The sequence below is a fragment of the Exiguobacterium sp. FSL W8-0210 genome (assembly GCF_038006045.1).
In the GTDB taxonomy this organism is placed as follows: Bacteria; Bacillota; Bacilli; order Exiguobacteriales; family Exiguobacteriaceae; genus Exiguobacterium_A.
Genome location: NZ_JBBOUK010000001.1, coordinates 2,985,975 through 2,998,227 on the forward strand (window position 1 = coordinate 2,985,975; position 12,253 = coordinate 2,998,227).

The window sequence follows — 12,253 nt, forward strand, 5'->3', positions numbered from 1 at the left end:
TCATGCTATCGACCAATTGGTACGAAATAAGAACGGTTTCCAGTAATCCGTTCTCCGGCACGGACACCAATCGCACTTGGTCTTCCTCCTAAAATAAAGACACCGTACATATACGCGACTTCTCCCTCTTCCCGAAGTGAGTACGTCGGTAATTCTTGATACGCTTGATAAACAGCCGGTTGATCACGAAACGTATGCTGTTCGTTCTTTAACATGATATTTCCGTGTCCATCATGGACCGTCACGGTATCTCCCTCACGCCCGAAAATCGGTTTTTTAACGAATGATCGCTGGCTTGAAATGAATGGATCAGCGGATAAGTACGTCGGTAAAAAATAACGCGCAATCGTCATGTGGTCCGTTTCGCTCAAGTACGGATGATTGGCTTCATGCAACATCCAGATCAATGCAAGAACCGACTTAGCTTGCATTAAAAAGGCAGACGGCGGGTTGATGATTTCGAGTCGACCCGTCTCGACGAGTTGCAGGAGTAATTGTCCTAAATTTCTTCCGTCCTCATCCCGGTCAAGTAAGGCCATCTCGATCGGAAAGGTTTGACGATATAAGATATCGATTCTTTTACCAGCCTCATCGTACAGACCTTCTTCCGGACGAATCTCTAATGCATGAAGTGGACAATAGGTCGCATCACTCCAAAACGACTGCAAATACTCAGCCGTCAATCGATCCTCGATGTGGTCACCATGTGAGGTGAAGACGACATGCGGATGCTGTTTCGTCCGATGTATCGCGGCTTCGATCGCACGACAGACAGTTGCCTTCAGCCATTTGTTTTCCCCATCGTTGACCCGTTCAAAACCTTGTTTTTCCGCTACGACATCATTGACTTCAAATACTTCTTTAATGAAAGTCGGCGTATCCGCGTTCCATTCCATGAGTGAGATACGATCTGCCGTCGCAATGAAATCAAAGCGTCCGATGACGGTCAATGGTCGCATCGTCTCGAGTCGTAAAAAAGCGAGACTTTCAACTGGAAAGCCAAGCTCGAGCAGTGCCTCATCATCCATCGATCGAAGAATCGGAAGTACTTTTTCAAATATCTTGTAAACTTCTTGCGCTGCGATATGCAGTTGAGTGATTCGTTCGTCCGAGATAGGCATGATTTCCGTCACAGCGTACGGTTCCCCGTCTAGCACATCCCAAAAACGATCGATGTCTCCGTAAAAGGTTTGTCGTCTGTTCATCCGCCGAAAAAGCCGGAAGATGAGCCTGTTCCGAATCCCTTTGTCTTCGTGTTATAACTCTTTACTTCTTTTGATTTCGGCGTATACCCTTTTGTTCGCATCGCACTATGCATCAAGGCACGTGATGCGAAATAACTACCACCCCAGTAATAGTATCCTGAATGGGTTGATGAACTATCATCACAGTACCAAACGCCTTCATCATTATCATACTCATAGTCATCACAATCCGGATCATCTGGTCGTTCCGCTCGTGCATCATCCGATCCACACCCACTCAGTGTCGTTCCGATCAACAGTGTTGCAGCTAGTGTCGCTTGTTTCATCCAATTCACCGTCTCAGTCCCCTTTCCTTTTACTCTCTTTATGGATAGTATACGCTTTTTTGGAGAGAAAAGTTTCTTTGTTCTGCCGGAACTTTTTTTCCTTGAAGGTGGTAATAGTATCTATAGAATGAAAAGGAGGATTTACGCATGTCACTTGCCTACTACGTTGAAGAAAATGGTGAATTCCAGCCGATCTATCAATATGATCGCTATGCGATCGAACCGGAAGAGATCATCGCCCACCAACTCTGTGAATTCCATATCATCGAAGGACATCAATACGAGCTTCGTTCCAATGAGATGGCAGGTGATTACGATCAATTGATCGTCGATCATATCAAGGCATCACCGCGTGCGACAGAAGAACGCGTTTATCCACCGCACCAAATTCATATCGAGTTCAGACAGTATTTGTCCGACAGCGCTCAACCGCTCCTAAAGACATCAACGGTTCCGAATCACATCCAAGCGATGCGTTTTTTGATCAAAGACAAGATCGAAGTCGAAGGCCACGGTGTGTTTGAGCGTGACAGCTGTGAAATCGATATCGACCGAAATTGTTACGTCGTCTATCTTGCCGATACACTTTGAGATGTAAAATCAGGTCTCTTCATTTCCAAGAGACGTTTTTTTTGGCATACTAGAAAGTAAGAACGAATCAATCGAGGTGAACGAACATGAGTGAACAACCAAAAAAACTATCATTGCAAGAGGCAATGATTGAACGCTTGAAAGCAAAAAAACAAGCGCAAACAAAACGTCCGACTGGCTTACAAGGAACACAAACGAAACAATTGACGAGCCAACAGACGAAAAAAGCAAACAACCAGAAAAAACGGACAGGCGTCTAAGTCACAGGAATTCATGAAATAAGGAGTAATTATGAGTATTTTAACGGTATCTAACTTAAGTCACGGATTCGGTGACCGCGCCATTTTCGAAAATGTCTCCTTCCGCCTGTTAAAAGGCGAGCACATCGGTCTCGTCGGTGCGAACGGTGAAGGAAAATCGACGTTCATGAACATCATTACGTCGCAACTTGAGCCGGATGAAGGAAAAGTCGAATGGGCGAAGCATGTACGCGTTGGTTATTTGGATCAGCACGCTGTCCTTGAAAAAGGATTAACCATCCGCGATGCACTTAAAGGTGCATTCCAGTACATGTTCGACATCGAACAGGAAATCAATGATTTGTACGGTAAAATGGGCGAAGTCGAGCCAGAGGAACTGGAAAAAATGCTCGAAGAAGTCGGCGTCTTGCAGGACATTCTGACGAATAACGACTTCTATACGATCGATGCAAAAGTCGAAGAAATCGCGCGCGGTCTTGGGCTCGATGAGATCGGACTCGACCGGGATGTACAAGAGCTCAGTGGTGGACAGCGGACGAAAATCTTGCTCGCCAAACTCCTTCTTGAAAAACCGGACATTCTCTTACTTGATGAGCCGACCAACTATCTCGATGTCCAGCATATCGAATGGTTGAAACGCTACTTGAATGAATATGAGAATGCGTTCATCTTGATTTCGCACGACATTCCATTCCTCAATAGCGTCATCAACTTGATTTATCATATGGAAAATCAAGAATTGAATCGTTATGTCGGTGATTACGACAACTTCGTTACGATCCATGAAGCGAAGAAAAAGCAACTCGAGTCTGCGTTCAAGCGTCAACAGCAGGAAATCTCTGAGTTGAAGGACTTCGTTGCCCGGAACAAGGCACGTGTCTCGACACGGAACATGGCGATGTCACGTCAGAAGAAGCTCGATAAGATGGATGTCATCGAACTTGCGCAAGAGCGTCCAAAACCAGAGTTCCACTTCCTCCAAGCACGGACACCAAGTAAATTGATGTTCGAAGCAAAAGGTCTCGTCATCGGATACGATGAGCCACTTTCGCGCCCTCTTGATCTGACGATCGAACGTGGGCAGAAGATTGCGTTGCACGGTGCGAACGGAATCGGTAAATCGACGTTGCTCAAGAGTTTGCTCGGTGAAATTTCAGCTGTCTCGGGTGTCGTTGAGCGAGGCGAGAACTTGCATATCGGGTACTTCGAACAAGAAGTTAAAGAGAAGAACTCGAATACGTGTATCGAAGAGATTTGGAATACGTTCCCGTCTCTGACACAACAACAAGTCCGTGCCATGCTCGCGAAGTGTGGTTTGATGACGAAACACATCGAATCGAAAATCGAAGTGCTCAGCGGTGGGGAAAAAGCGAAAGTCCGTCTTTGTAAATTGATGAATACGGAATCGAACATCCTCGTACTCGATGAGCCGACGAACCACTTGGACGTCGAAGCCAAAGAAGAATTAAAACGTGCGTTACAAGAGTACAAAGGAACCGTCCTGTTGATCTCACACGAACCAGAATTCTATGAAGCTGTTGCGACAGACTTATGGAACTGTGAATCATGGACGACAAAAGTATTCTAAGCTACACCATACAAAAGATGGGATGCCCAGAAGGGTATCCCATCTTTTTAGTTCACACACTTAATCATTGCATGATCGTGCATCTTCACGCACACTAAGACTTAGAAAATGATTATGAAGGAGCGTGTTTTTTTGGAAACGATCACGAAAAAGGCAACACTATCCTATCTCCATGTTCCAAGCGGTGGTTCAGAACAGTTGATTGCCCGTCTCTATTCACCTGAACATACAGCGGATGCTCCACTGATTGTCCTCTTCCACGGATTTCCCGGGAAACAGTTGAACATGGACTGGGCAGTTCAACTTCAAAGCGCAGGATACCATGTACTCGTCACGTCGTATCGTGGAACGATCGGGAGCCCTGGAACCTTCCGATTCCAACATGTTTTGGAAGACGCGACCGCGACACTACAGCACGTCTGCTCAGAGCCTTTCACTGCCGAACATGGCATCAAGGCGGATCAGATTACCGTCGTTGGTCATAGCATGGGTGGATTCGCCGGTCTACATGCTTTTGCTGAGACACCGGAGGCTGCACATTATGTCGGAATCTCTCCGTTTAATTTTGGTCTCGTCGGTCAGCTCGTCCTCGAACATCCGGAATACGAAGCTGCGCTACACGGTGTACTCGAACGAGGAGCTTCGTTCCTGAATGGTGCCGTTGCTGACGCGTTACTCGATGAGTTGAAGCACCATCATACGACTTGGAATTTACTGACGCTAAAAGAACGTCTAGCCGATCGCTCGATGTTGCTTATGACGTCAGAACGGGACGAAACATCGATCAAAGCACTCCATCATGACTTATTGCTACCCGGCAGTCCGTTCGAGGAAGCGATCGTCGATAGTGATCACAACTATATCGAAAATCGGGACGCTGCCTTTAACGAATGGACGTCTTGGCTCGCCCGACAATAAAAAGAGCGCTCAGCGTACGACTGAGCGCTCTTTTGCTGAAGTTTGATTTCGTTGCACAGGACGAATCCGCATCCGATAAAGGACGAGCGTAAACATCGTCAGTGATGAGATAGCGTACCAAATCGTCGTGAACAGGGTTCCGATATCCGTACCGATGAAAAGACCATGTGCCGTCATTAATAGCCAAGCAGGTAAGACAAGCCAGTGCGTCAATTTCCAAAGCGTCTTGCCTAACGTCTCCTTTAAGAAATCTGATGTCACGAGAACGAAGCCGAATAAGTAGAGACTGATCGTTCCTAGCGCATTCCAGAGTGGTTCATAAGAAGCTTGGCCCGGAATCAGGACTTCAAAGATCGTCAGTGGTGCGTATGAATCGACGATGATGAGCGTCGCATGAAGGACGATTGCGAGCAAACCTGCCCAGCCACTATATAAATGCACGTGATGCAGTCGTGCTTTTTGTTTTTTGAGTGCCGGGTAGGAACCGAGCAATCCCGCTAAGACTGAAATCGTCATGAAGAAGTGCCCACTTAATCCACTCAACCGGATCATCGTCCATGTTGAGAACAACCATTTCATCCAGTCCATGTCTCACTCACTCCTTTCTGTTCACTTCGCCATTCCCCAGCAGTATCCAAAATCAATAATCGTCCTTTTGGAAACCAACGAAACAGCTTTTCTTGACGTTCTGTCTCTGTCATCTGAAAGGCAAGTTTCGTCATGACTTCCGCTTCATAGAGTTGTGGCGCATATGCGGTCACTTGAAGAATCGGACTTTTCGTCGGACGTCCTGTTCGTCCATCTAATAAATGATGATGCGTCTGTCCGTCCGTCTTCCACGATCGGTAGACGCGGTTCGATGTCGCGACCGCGCCTTGTCGCAACTGCACATCAGCGACGCGTTGTTCGGTCTCGGGATGCGTGATCGTGATATTCCATGGTTCCTCATCGGACCAGACGATGACGTCGCCTCCCGCTTCAATCAATCCACGATTCCAGCTTTTTCGTAGTCGTTGCGCTGCAATCATCGCGGCAGCTCCTTTTCCGATTCCACCTAGGTCGATAAAACCGCCTCCGACTCGAGTCACGTCACATCCTTCAATGATGAACGGGGCGATCTCTGGTGGAGCAACCTCTTCATAAGCGACAGCTTGTGTGAATGGAAATGATTGGCGATAGCCATTGGCTTGTTGTTGCGCCAGCAGGAATGGGGAAAAATAACGTTCGGTCTGCTCGAAATATCGTGTGGCGCGGGCAAGCAAGCGGGCTAACGGTAAGGACACCGATAACGTGTCGCCAATCCGTAAGCGATTCAATCGACTGACTTCGCTTTGCTCATCAAAGCGTGACCACTGCCGATCCACATAATGAAAGAATCGGACAAGTTCCTCCCATTCTGCTTCATCGATCAGCTGATCCGTTACGAACCGCACCTGATTATGCATCGCATACAATTGTCGCTCCATCTTCCTCCTCCTTACCTCGAATGGCTAGACTGACCGTCACTCGATCCGCCGGGTTGACTGAAGCCAGACGATTCATCACCTTGCCATTGATCATCATCGTCTTCTTCGTAATATCCATCATCCCCTTCGTATTCGCCTTCATCATCGCTATATTGATTCCCTTGAGATGGTAATGTCGTATCGTTCGAATACGTATCGCCTGTCGAAACAGGTGTCGTCGAGGAATCGTTCGAACTGACACTCAACTGACCAATGGCGAGTCCGATGAAGACGGAACTACTAAGCCCGACGAGCCATTTCGCAAATGGTTTGGGTTTCATCTGTTTCCTCTCCCTTCTTGTTACGTTTACTGTATCGAAAAAAACTGACAACTAACTGACGGCAACTATGGGATAATGAGAAAAAAAGAGGAGCGATGTGCATGCGCGTTTTGGTAGCAGAAGATGATCAGCGTCTTGCGAAGATGTTACGCCTCCATTTAGAGCGGGCAGGATATCAGGTAGATGTTGCGCAGGATGGAGTGGAAGCACTCCTCCAATGTCAGACGTATCGCTATGACTTACTCGTTCTCGATTGGATGATGCCTCGTAAGAGCGGAATCGAAGTCGCCGCTACCTTACGCCAAGAACAGTTCGAAGGCGGCATCTTGATGCTGACTGCTCGTGATACGGAAATCGATCTCGTTCATGGTCTCGATAGTGGAGCCGATGACTATCTCGTTAAACCGTTTCAATCGAATGAATTACTGGCACGACTGCGCGCGCTCAGTCGTCGTCAACAAAAGGCATTCGTGTCAACGGTCTCTTTCAATGGACTAGTCCTCGATCTGTCCTCACAAACGATTTCCTACGAGCGACATCCAATCGATTTAACACGACGTGAATTTGAATTCCTTTCTTTGCTCTTAAGACGACCTGAACAGGTGATGAGTCGTGAATTGATCATCGAAGTCGTATGGGGGATCGGAGCGGATATTACGGATAACGCGCTCGATGCACTCGTCCGACTCGTTCGGAAAAAATTAGATGCGGTCGGAGCTCCTAATTTGATTCGGACAGTTCGCGGATTCGGTTATCGTTTAGGTGATCCGCATGCTTGAATCGATTCGAAAACGACTAACCTTGTTATTCAGTGGTTCGTTTTTTCTTGTACTAGTCCTCATCCTGATCGGAGTGTATGTCACAAACGCCCAATTGCTGAATCGGATGGAATTGAATCAATTGAAGGGCGTATCTGATCGAGATATCTTCGAACGGATCGAGCATGCGGAAGACCAATTCATTCGAAATCCGATCTACTTCCAGTTACTCGACGGTTCAGGAAACGAACGCTATGCAAGTCTGCCGCCTGGCGTCGAGATGAAAACACTACGCCGTTTTTTAAGTTCGAATGATACGACGAAACAAGTGGAATGGGATGATCGACACTTCTTGCTGTATCAACGGAGTACCGAAGAAGGACGACTACTACTGATGAAGGACATCTCTCCGACCGAAGACACCTTACAGCGATTGATTGCCGTTCTGGCGGGGATCGCGGTGCTCGCAACGATTGTCCTGACGCTAGTCGGATACATCCTTGCTGGTCGAGCCGTCATTCCGGTGCAACAAGCATTCGATCGCCAACGTCGTTTTACGTCCGATGCTTCACATGAACTACGGACACCTCTGACAATCGTCTATAGCGGAATTGAATTGCTAGAAGCGGAATCACTTTCGAATGAAGGACGTACGATTCTAGAGGACATTAAAGCAGAAACGGCAGGCATGCAGTATTTAGTCTCTGATTTATTATTACTTGCGCGAGAAGGACAACCTTCACCGAAACAGGAAGTTGATCTTAGTTCACTCGTCCAAAAGACTGTCGAACGTTTTCAGCATGCCTACTCGGATCGTGTCATCCATGCTTCGATTGCGCCTAACTTACGCATGAAAGGGGATGCCCATCAATTGAACCGCTTATTGACGGTCTTTCTTGAGAATGCTCTCGTCTACAGTGATGACGTCATTGATGTCTCCCTCGAAGAAACTACTACAGAACGCCAGTTGATGATACAGGACCGTGGAATCGGTATCGCTTCCAATCAACAAACTAAAATATTCGAGCGTTTTTACCGGGGGGACCATTCGCGTCACGGAACAGGAACTGGTCTTGGGTTATCAATCGCTCAATCCATTGCGGAGCAACATGGTGGAACGATTTCCATTGATTCAACATTAGGTGAGGGCACACGGTTCATCATTCATTTCCCCACTCTTTAAAACGATGTCAGTTAACTGTCAGATAAGCAGGGTAAAGTGAAATTATGCTTTACCATACTTATCCAAGGAGGTTTTTGATATGTTGGGGAACGTACCGCTTCATCCACTTCTTGTCCATGCACCGATTGCACTTTTATTATTTGCGACGATCCTATTACTCATCAGTCTGAAGTGGACACAATTCAAACTGTTTGCCCTTTTTACGTTAGTCGTCGGTCTGATTTCTGGAGTTGCTGCCTATTTGTCTGGAGACGGGGCAGAGGAGTATGCGGAAGCGAACTTAAGCAGCGTTACCCATGCTGCCATCGAAAATCATGAGCATTTCGCGTTGTTCAGTCTTGTTGCCTTTGGTGTCTCACTGTTATTTCTTTTGTTGGGTTACCGCTCGAACAAAAAAATGTTTTTATTACTCAGTTTCGTTGTTGCCATCGTCGGTAGCGGACTACTTGCTTATACTGGTCATCTCGGTGGTCAAATGGTCTATGCCAAATAATACAAGAGCCGGTCTATTTTCTCTTTTGATGAGAGAAGTAGACCGGCTCTTGTATGTTGTTTCGATTTATTTACGATGTGCACGTCCCGGGCGACGGTTATTCGAACGACGCGTGTTTCCGCGTCCTTCTGTCGTCTTCCGTGATCCTTTACTTTGATCGTGCTGTGCGCGAATCGCCTCTTCAGACAATTCGACGACGATCGGCGTGACCGAGATGTTCAATTCCCGTTCCATATCACGGAACGTCCGACCATCTTTCGGTGTCACGATGGAAACGGCAATACCGTCGTTCCCAGCACGTCCCGTCCGACCGATTCGGTGAACGTAGCTTTCCGCATCGTCCGGTAAATCATAGTTAAAGACGTGTGTCACACCTGTCACATCGAGTCCACGCGAAGCAACATCTGTTGCGATCAGGAATTGTGTTTTTCCTTGATAGAACTTTGCCATCGCTTTTTCCCGTTTCCCTTGCGTTAGTCCACCGTGCAATTCATCCGTCGGATACCCTTGCATCTGCATTTCTTCGTTCAATTTACTAACGCGACGTTGTGTACGGCAGAAAATGATTGCTGCGTATGGACGCATCTCGTCAAGCATCGTCCGCAGTGTCGCTTGTTTGCGGCGATCCGTCGTCTCGACGACGAACTGTTCGATCGCTTCAACAGTAATGCTTTCCGCTTCCACCTGTACTTCGACTGGATTACGCAAATACGTTTTCGCCAGTTCCTCTACTTTCGGTGGCATCGTTGCAGATAACATGACGAATTGACGATCAACCGGTGCTGCTTCGATGATGTCTTCAATTTCTGGCAAGAAACCGATTTGCAGCATTTGGTCCGCCTCATCCAAGACAAGCGTCCGTAATTCACTTAAATCAAGTGTACCGCGACCGACGTGGTCAAGAATTCGTCCTGGTGTCCCAATGATGATTTGTGGCATCCGACCGAGACGTTGAATCTGTTTAAAGACGTCTTGTCCGCCATATACAGCAAGTGCACGATACTGTTCCGTGTTCCGAATCAGTTTATGCGTCTCATCGGCAATTTGACGCGCAAGTTCACGTGTTGGTGCAACAATCAATGCTTGAACCGTTTGTGATTCGACATCGATTTGCTCAAGGATTGGTAAGAGAAACGCTAACGTCTTTCCTGTTCCCGTTTGCGCCTGCCCAATCAAGTCACGTCCGTCGAGTAATGACGGAATCGCTTGTTCTTGAATGGGTGTTGGCTCCTTGATGCCTTGTTTTTGTAATTTTTTTATCCACAGATCGCTGATGTGTAATGTTTCAAATGTTGACATGATATATCCTCCTAAAAATTATCCACAGAAAAAAGCTGTGGATAACCTGCTTCGCATAGACAAAAACAGTTATCCACAGCCGTGCTCTATTCAGTATACACAATTTACGCGTTTGTTGCTTCCTGTTTTAGCTTCCAGTCGAGCACGAATGTACCAAACGGGATGAATGATGCAATGAACGCAATCCCAGCCTTGATAATCGACCAATCGTATTTGAATTTCACGACCGCGAGCCAGAGTGCATACATGACGAATAAGACACCGTGAAGTGCACCAACGACCGAAACAGCTTGCGGAATATCCGCCATATACTTCAACGGCATCGCAATCAACAGTAAGACTAAAAACGAGATTCCTTCTAGTATCGCAATCATTCGGAATTGCCCAAGCGTAGTTCTTAACATCCCGTCACTCCTTTTTCTTGATTCCTGTTCTTAGTATACGGGATGGACGATCCTTCTGTGACCTGTGTCACAGGATTGTCAGATTTCGAGTGGACGTAACCGTGCTTCGATGGCAGCTCGCTTTGGTTCAAGAAACGGTGGTAACGCAAGCGTCTCTCCTAACGTTTCAACCGACTCATCCGTCGCGAACCCTGGTGTGTCTGTTGAAAGCTCAAACAAGATATGGTTCGGTTCCCGGAAGTAAAGAGCTTGGAAATAGTGACGATCGACTTTACCGGAGTTCGGTAAGTGATAGGCATTCAAGCGTTCGACCCACTTTTCATATTCATCACTGTTCGGCACTCGGAACGCGACGTGATGCACACCACCACGACCTAGACGTTCTCGGTCGAGATCTGGACGTGCCTCAATATGAACCTCTGCTCCGATTCCACCTTCTCCCGTTGCATAGACTTCAATCGGTGCAAAGTCACCTGCTAAAGATGGATAAAAACCTACTTTTCGGAATCCCATGACTTCCGTCAGAACACGAATCGTCAACGTCGGATCGTTGACCGTTAATGTGACAGCTCCCAGTCCAACGATGGCATGCTCCGATGGAATCTCTTCTTGCGGCCATGGTACACCACCTGCGACACCTGCCTCACCATCTTCCGCGACGAGAATCAAGCGTGTTCCTTCCTGATCACGAAAGGCTAGTGTTTGGCGCCCTGCTCGCTCGACAATTTCATCGTGATCCACACCTTTCACTTCAAAACGTTGTTTCCAAAAATGAAGTGCAGCCGTTGTTTTGACACGAAGCGATGTCGAAGAGATACTCGATGCTCCCGGTACGCCCGTTCCAAGATGCGGAATATCAAAAAACGTCAAGTCCGTTCCTGGATTCCCTTCCGCATCTCCATAAAACAAATGATACGATGTCGTGTCATCTTGATTGACAGTCTTTTTGATCAGACGCATGCCAAGTATTTGTGTGTAGAATTGATAATTGCGTTCTGCCATGCCTGTTAAGATCGATACATGATGAATTCCGAGTAATTCCATCTTCCTCACTCCTTGTCAATGATTTGGTAATTGGAGTATATCTCATATTTACCTTGAATTCAAGATATTAGTCTAATAAAAAACCGCCCCTCCGAAAAGGGACGATTGAATAGTTGAAATTAAAGTTTTACGACGTTAGCAGCTTGTGCTCCACGTGCGCCTTCAGTGATTTCGAACTCAACTTCTTGACCTTCGTCAAGTGTTTTGAAGCCTTCACCAGTGATTGCTGAGAAATGTACGAATACGTCTTCTCCGCCTTCAACTTCGATGAAACCGAAACCTTTTTCTGCGTTAAACCATTTTACTTTACCTGTGTTCATGGGAACAACCTCCAAAAATAAATTACTTAATACATATGCTGAGCATATGAAAGGAATTCATTATTGTCCCGAAATACA

General features: G+C 46.8%; 16 protein-coding genes. 7 read left to right on the forward strand and 9 right to left on the reverse strand.

Features of this window, described 5'->3' with window-relative positions; translation table 11 throughout:
• Positions 1 to 5 precede the first annotated feature (5 nt).
• Together MKY22_RS15510 and MKY22_RS15515 are read right to left on the reverse strand one after the other, a co-directional pair.
• Complete coding sequence (locus MKY22_RS15510) at positions 6 to 1,205, reverse strand: glutathionylspermidine synthase family protein (RefSeq protein WP_341089825.1); 1,200 nt, start codon at positions 1,203 to 1,205, stop codon at positions 6 to 8.
• Positions 1,202 to 1,531: a hypothetical protein gene (locus MKY22_RS15515; protein WP_035395686.1), complete on the reverse strand. Its 330-nt coding sequence runs from the start codon at positions 1,529 to 1,531 to the stop codon at positions 1,202 to 1,204. The genes MKY22_RS15510 and MKY22_RS15515 overlap by 4 nt, the downstream gene beginning before the upstream one ends.
• A 147-nt stretch (positions 1,532 to 1,678) precedes the next feature.
• On the opposite strand from MKY22_RS15515, the gene MKY22_RS15520 reads away from it, so the two are divergent.
• From MKY22_RS15520 to MKY22_RS15535, 4 genes are all read left to right on the forward strand, one after another.
• The gene (locus MKY22_RS15520; protein ID WP_341089827.1) at positions 1,679 to 2,122 is read left to right on the forward strand and encodes a hypothetical protein; all 444 of its coding nucleotides are present in this window, start codon (positions 1,679 to 1,681) and stop codon (positions 2,120 to 2,122) included.
• Positions 2,123 to 2,208: 86 nt separating this feature from the next.
• On the forward strand, positions 2,209 to 2,382 hold the full coding sequence (locus MKY22_RS15525) for a hypothetical protein (RefSeq protein WP_023469740.1): 174 nt from the start codon (positions 2,209 to 2,211) through the stop codon (positions 2,380 to 2,382).
• Positions 2,383 to 2,413: 31 nt separating this feature from the next.
• The gene (locus MKY22_RS15530) at positions 2,414 to 3,970 is read left to right on the forward strand and encodes an ABC-F family ATP-binding cassette domain-containing protein (protein WP_050677180.1); all 1,557 of its coding nucleotides are present in this window, start codon (positions 2,414 to 2,416) and stop codon (positions 3,968 to 3,970) included.
• Positions 3,971 to 4,102: 132 nt separating this feature from the next.
• Positions 4,103 to 4,888, forward strand: a complete 786-nt coding sequence (locus MKY22_RS15535; RefSeq protein ID WP_341089831.1) for an alpha/beta hydrolase family protein — start codon at positions 4,103 to 4,105, stop codon at positions 4,886 to 4,888.
• Between the two features lie 9 nt (positions 4,889 to 4,897).
• On the opposite strand, the gene MKY22_RS15540 is transcribed toward MKY22_RS15535, so the two are convergent.
• Genes MKY22_RS15540 through MKY22_RS15550 form a run of 3 tightly spaced genes read right to left on the reverse strand, consistent with a single transcriptional unit; the run spans position 4,898 to position 6,674 of the window.
• A complete protein-coding gene (locus MKY22_RS15540) occupies positions 4,898 to 5,476 on the reverse strand; it encodes a hypothetical protein (protein ID WP_290779992.1) in 579 nt (192 codons plus the stop codon).
• Positions 5,464 to 6,354 (reverse strand): FAD:protein FMN transferase, encoded by an 891-nt coding sequence (locus MKY22_RS15545; protein WP_341089837.1) that lies wholly within the window; start codon positions 6,352 to 6,354, stop codon positions 5,464 to 5,466. The genes MKY22_RS15540 and MKY22_RS15545 overlap by 13 nt, the downstream gene beginning before the upstream one ends.
• Before the next feature lie 11 nt (positions 6,355 to 6,365).
• Complete coding sequence (locus tag MKY22_RS15550) at positions 6,366 to 6,674, reverse strand: hypothetical protein (RefSeq protein ID WP_058704368.1); 309 nt, start codon at positions 6,672 to 6,674, stop codon at positions 6,366 to 6,368.
• A 101-nt stretch (positions 6,675 to 6,775) separates the two neighbouring features.
• On the opposite strand from MKY22_RS15550, the gene MKY22_RS15555 reads away from it, so the two are divergent.
• From MKY22_RS15555 to MKY22_RS15565, 3 genes are all read left to right on the forward strand, one after another.
• Positions 6,776 to 7,453: a response regulator transcription factor gene (locus MKY22_RS15555; RefSeq protein ID WP_058704367.1), complete on the forward strand. Its 678-nt coding sequence runs from the start codon at positions 6,776 to 6,778 to the stop codon at positions 7,451 to 7,453.
• Positions 7,446 to 8,615 carry a sensor histidine kinase gene (locus MKY22_RS15560; protein ID WP_341089841.1) on the forward strand — a complete coding sequence of 390 codons (1,170 nt, stop codon included), beginning with the start codon at positions 7,446 to 7,448 and terminating at the stop codon, positions 8,613 to 8,615. The genes MKY22_RS15555 and MKY22_RS15560 overlap by 8 nt, the downstream gene beginning before the upstream one ends.
• Positions 8,616 to 8,694: 79 nt before the next feature.
• A complete protein-coding gene (locus tag MKY22_RS15565; RefSeq protein WP_023469748.1) occupies positions 8,695 to 9,108 on the forward strand; it encodes a DUF2231 domain-containing protein in 414 nt (137 codons plus the stop codon).
• A gap of 66 nt (positions 9,109 to 9,174) precedes the next feature.
• On the opposite strand, the gene MKY22_RS15570 is transcribed toward MKY22_RS15565, so the two are convergent.
• The 4 genes from MKY22_RS15570 to MKY22_RS15585 all read right to left on the reverse strand — a co-directional run bounded on the left by MKY22_RS15570 (position 9,175) and on the right by MKY22_RS15585 (position 12,175).
• On the reverse strand, positions 9,175 to 10,407 hold the full coding sequence (locus MKY22_RS15570) for a DEAD/DEAH box helicase (protein ID WP_023469749.1): 1,233 nt from the start codon (positions 10,405 to 10,407) through the stop codon (positions 9,175 to 9,177).
• 104 nt (positions 10,408 to 10,511) lie between these two features.
• Positions 10,512 to 10,811 carry a DUF3817 domain-containing protein gene (locus tag MKY22_RS15575; RefSeq protein WP_050677188.1) on the reverse strand — a complete coding sequence of 100 codons (300 nt, stop codon included), beginning with the start codon at positions 10,809 to 10,811 and terminating at the stop codon, positions 10,512 to 10,514.
• Positions 10,812 to 10,889: 78 nt separating this feature from the next.
• A complete protein-coding gene (locus tag MKY22_RS15580) occupies positions 10,890 to 11,855 on the reverse strand; it encodes a ring-cleaving dioxygenase (protein ID WP_341089846.1) in 966 nt (321 codons plus the stop codon).
• A 119-nt stretch (positions 11,856 to 11,974) separates the two neighbouring features.
• The gene (locus tag MKY22_RS15585) at positions 11,975 to 12,175 is read right to left on the reverse strand and encodes a cold-shock protein (RefSeq protein ID WP_023469752.1); all 201 of its coding nucleotides are present in this window, start codon (positions 12,173 to 12,175) and stop codon (positions 11,975 to 11,977) included.
• Positions 12,176 to 12,253 lie beyond the last annotated feature (78 nt).

What these genes read in the sequence shown, in the direction of transcription:
- MKY22_RS15570 (WP_023469749.1), bottom strand. Translation starts at nt 10,407, where the DNA reads ATGTCAACATTTGAAACATTACACATCAGCGATCTGTGGATAAAAAAA.
- MKY22_RS15580 (WP_341089846.1), bottom strand. Translation starts at nt 11,855, where the DNA reads ATGGAATTACTCGGAATTCATCATGTATCGATCTTAACAGGCATGGCA.
- MKY22_RS15585 (WP_023469752.1), bottom strand. Translation starts at nt 12,175, where the DNA reads ATGAACACAGGTAAAGTAAAATGGTTTAACGCAGAAAAAGGTTTCGGT.
- MKY22_RS15540 (WP_290779992.1), bottom strand. Translation starts at nt 5,476, where the DNA reads ATGGACTGGATGAAATGGTTGTTCTCAACATGGACGATGATCCGGTTG.
- MKY22_RS15530 (WP_050677180.1), top strand. Translation starts at nt 2,414, where the DNA reads ATGAGTATTTTAACGGTATCTAACTTAAGTCACGGATTCGGTGACCGC.
- MKY22_RS15560 (WP_341089841.1), top strand. Translation starts at nt 7,446, where the DNA reads ATGCTTGAATCGATTCGAAAACGACTAACCTTGTTATTCAGTGGTTCG.
- MKY22_RS15545 (WP_341089837.1), bottom strand. Translation starts at nt 6,354, where the DNA reads ATGGAGCGACAATTGTATGCGATGCATAATCAGGTGCGGTTCGTAACG.
- MKY22_RS15515 (WP_035395686.1), bottom strand. Translation starts at nt 1,531, where the DNA reads ATGAAACAAGCGACACTAGCTGCAACACTGTTGATCGGAACGACACTG.
- MKY22_RS15565 (WP_023469748.1), top strand. Translation starts at nt 8,695, where the DNA reads ATGTTGGGGAACGTACCGCTTCATCCACTTCTTGTCCATGCACCGATT.
- MKY22_RS15510 (WP_341089825.1), bottom strand. Translation starts at nt 1,205, where the DNA reads ATGAACAGACGACAAACCTTTTACGGAGACATCGATCGTTTTTGGGAT.
- MKY22_RS15520 (WP_341089827.1), top strand. Translation starts at nt 1,679, where the DNA reads ATGTCACTTGCCTACTACGTTGAAGAAAATGGTGAATTCCAGCCGATC.
- MKY22_RS15525 (WP_023469740.1), top strand. Translation starts at nt 2,209, where the DNA reads ATGAGTGAACAACCAAAAAAACTATCATTGCAAGAGGCAATGATTGAA.
- MKY22_RS15575 (WP_050677188.1), bottom strand. Translation starts at nt 10,811, where the DNA reads ATGTTAAGAACTACGCTTGGGCAATTCCGAATGATTGCGATACTAGAA.
- MKY22_RS15555 (WP_058704367.1), top strand. Translation starts at nt 6,776, where the DNA reads ATGCGCGTTTTGGTAGCAGAAGATGATCAGCGTCTTGCGAAGATGTTA.
- MKY22_RS15550 (WP_058704368.1), bottom strand. Translation starts at nt 6,674, where the DNA reads ATGAAACCCAAACCATTTGCGAAATGGCTCGTCGGGCTTAGTAGTTCC.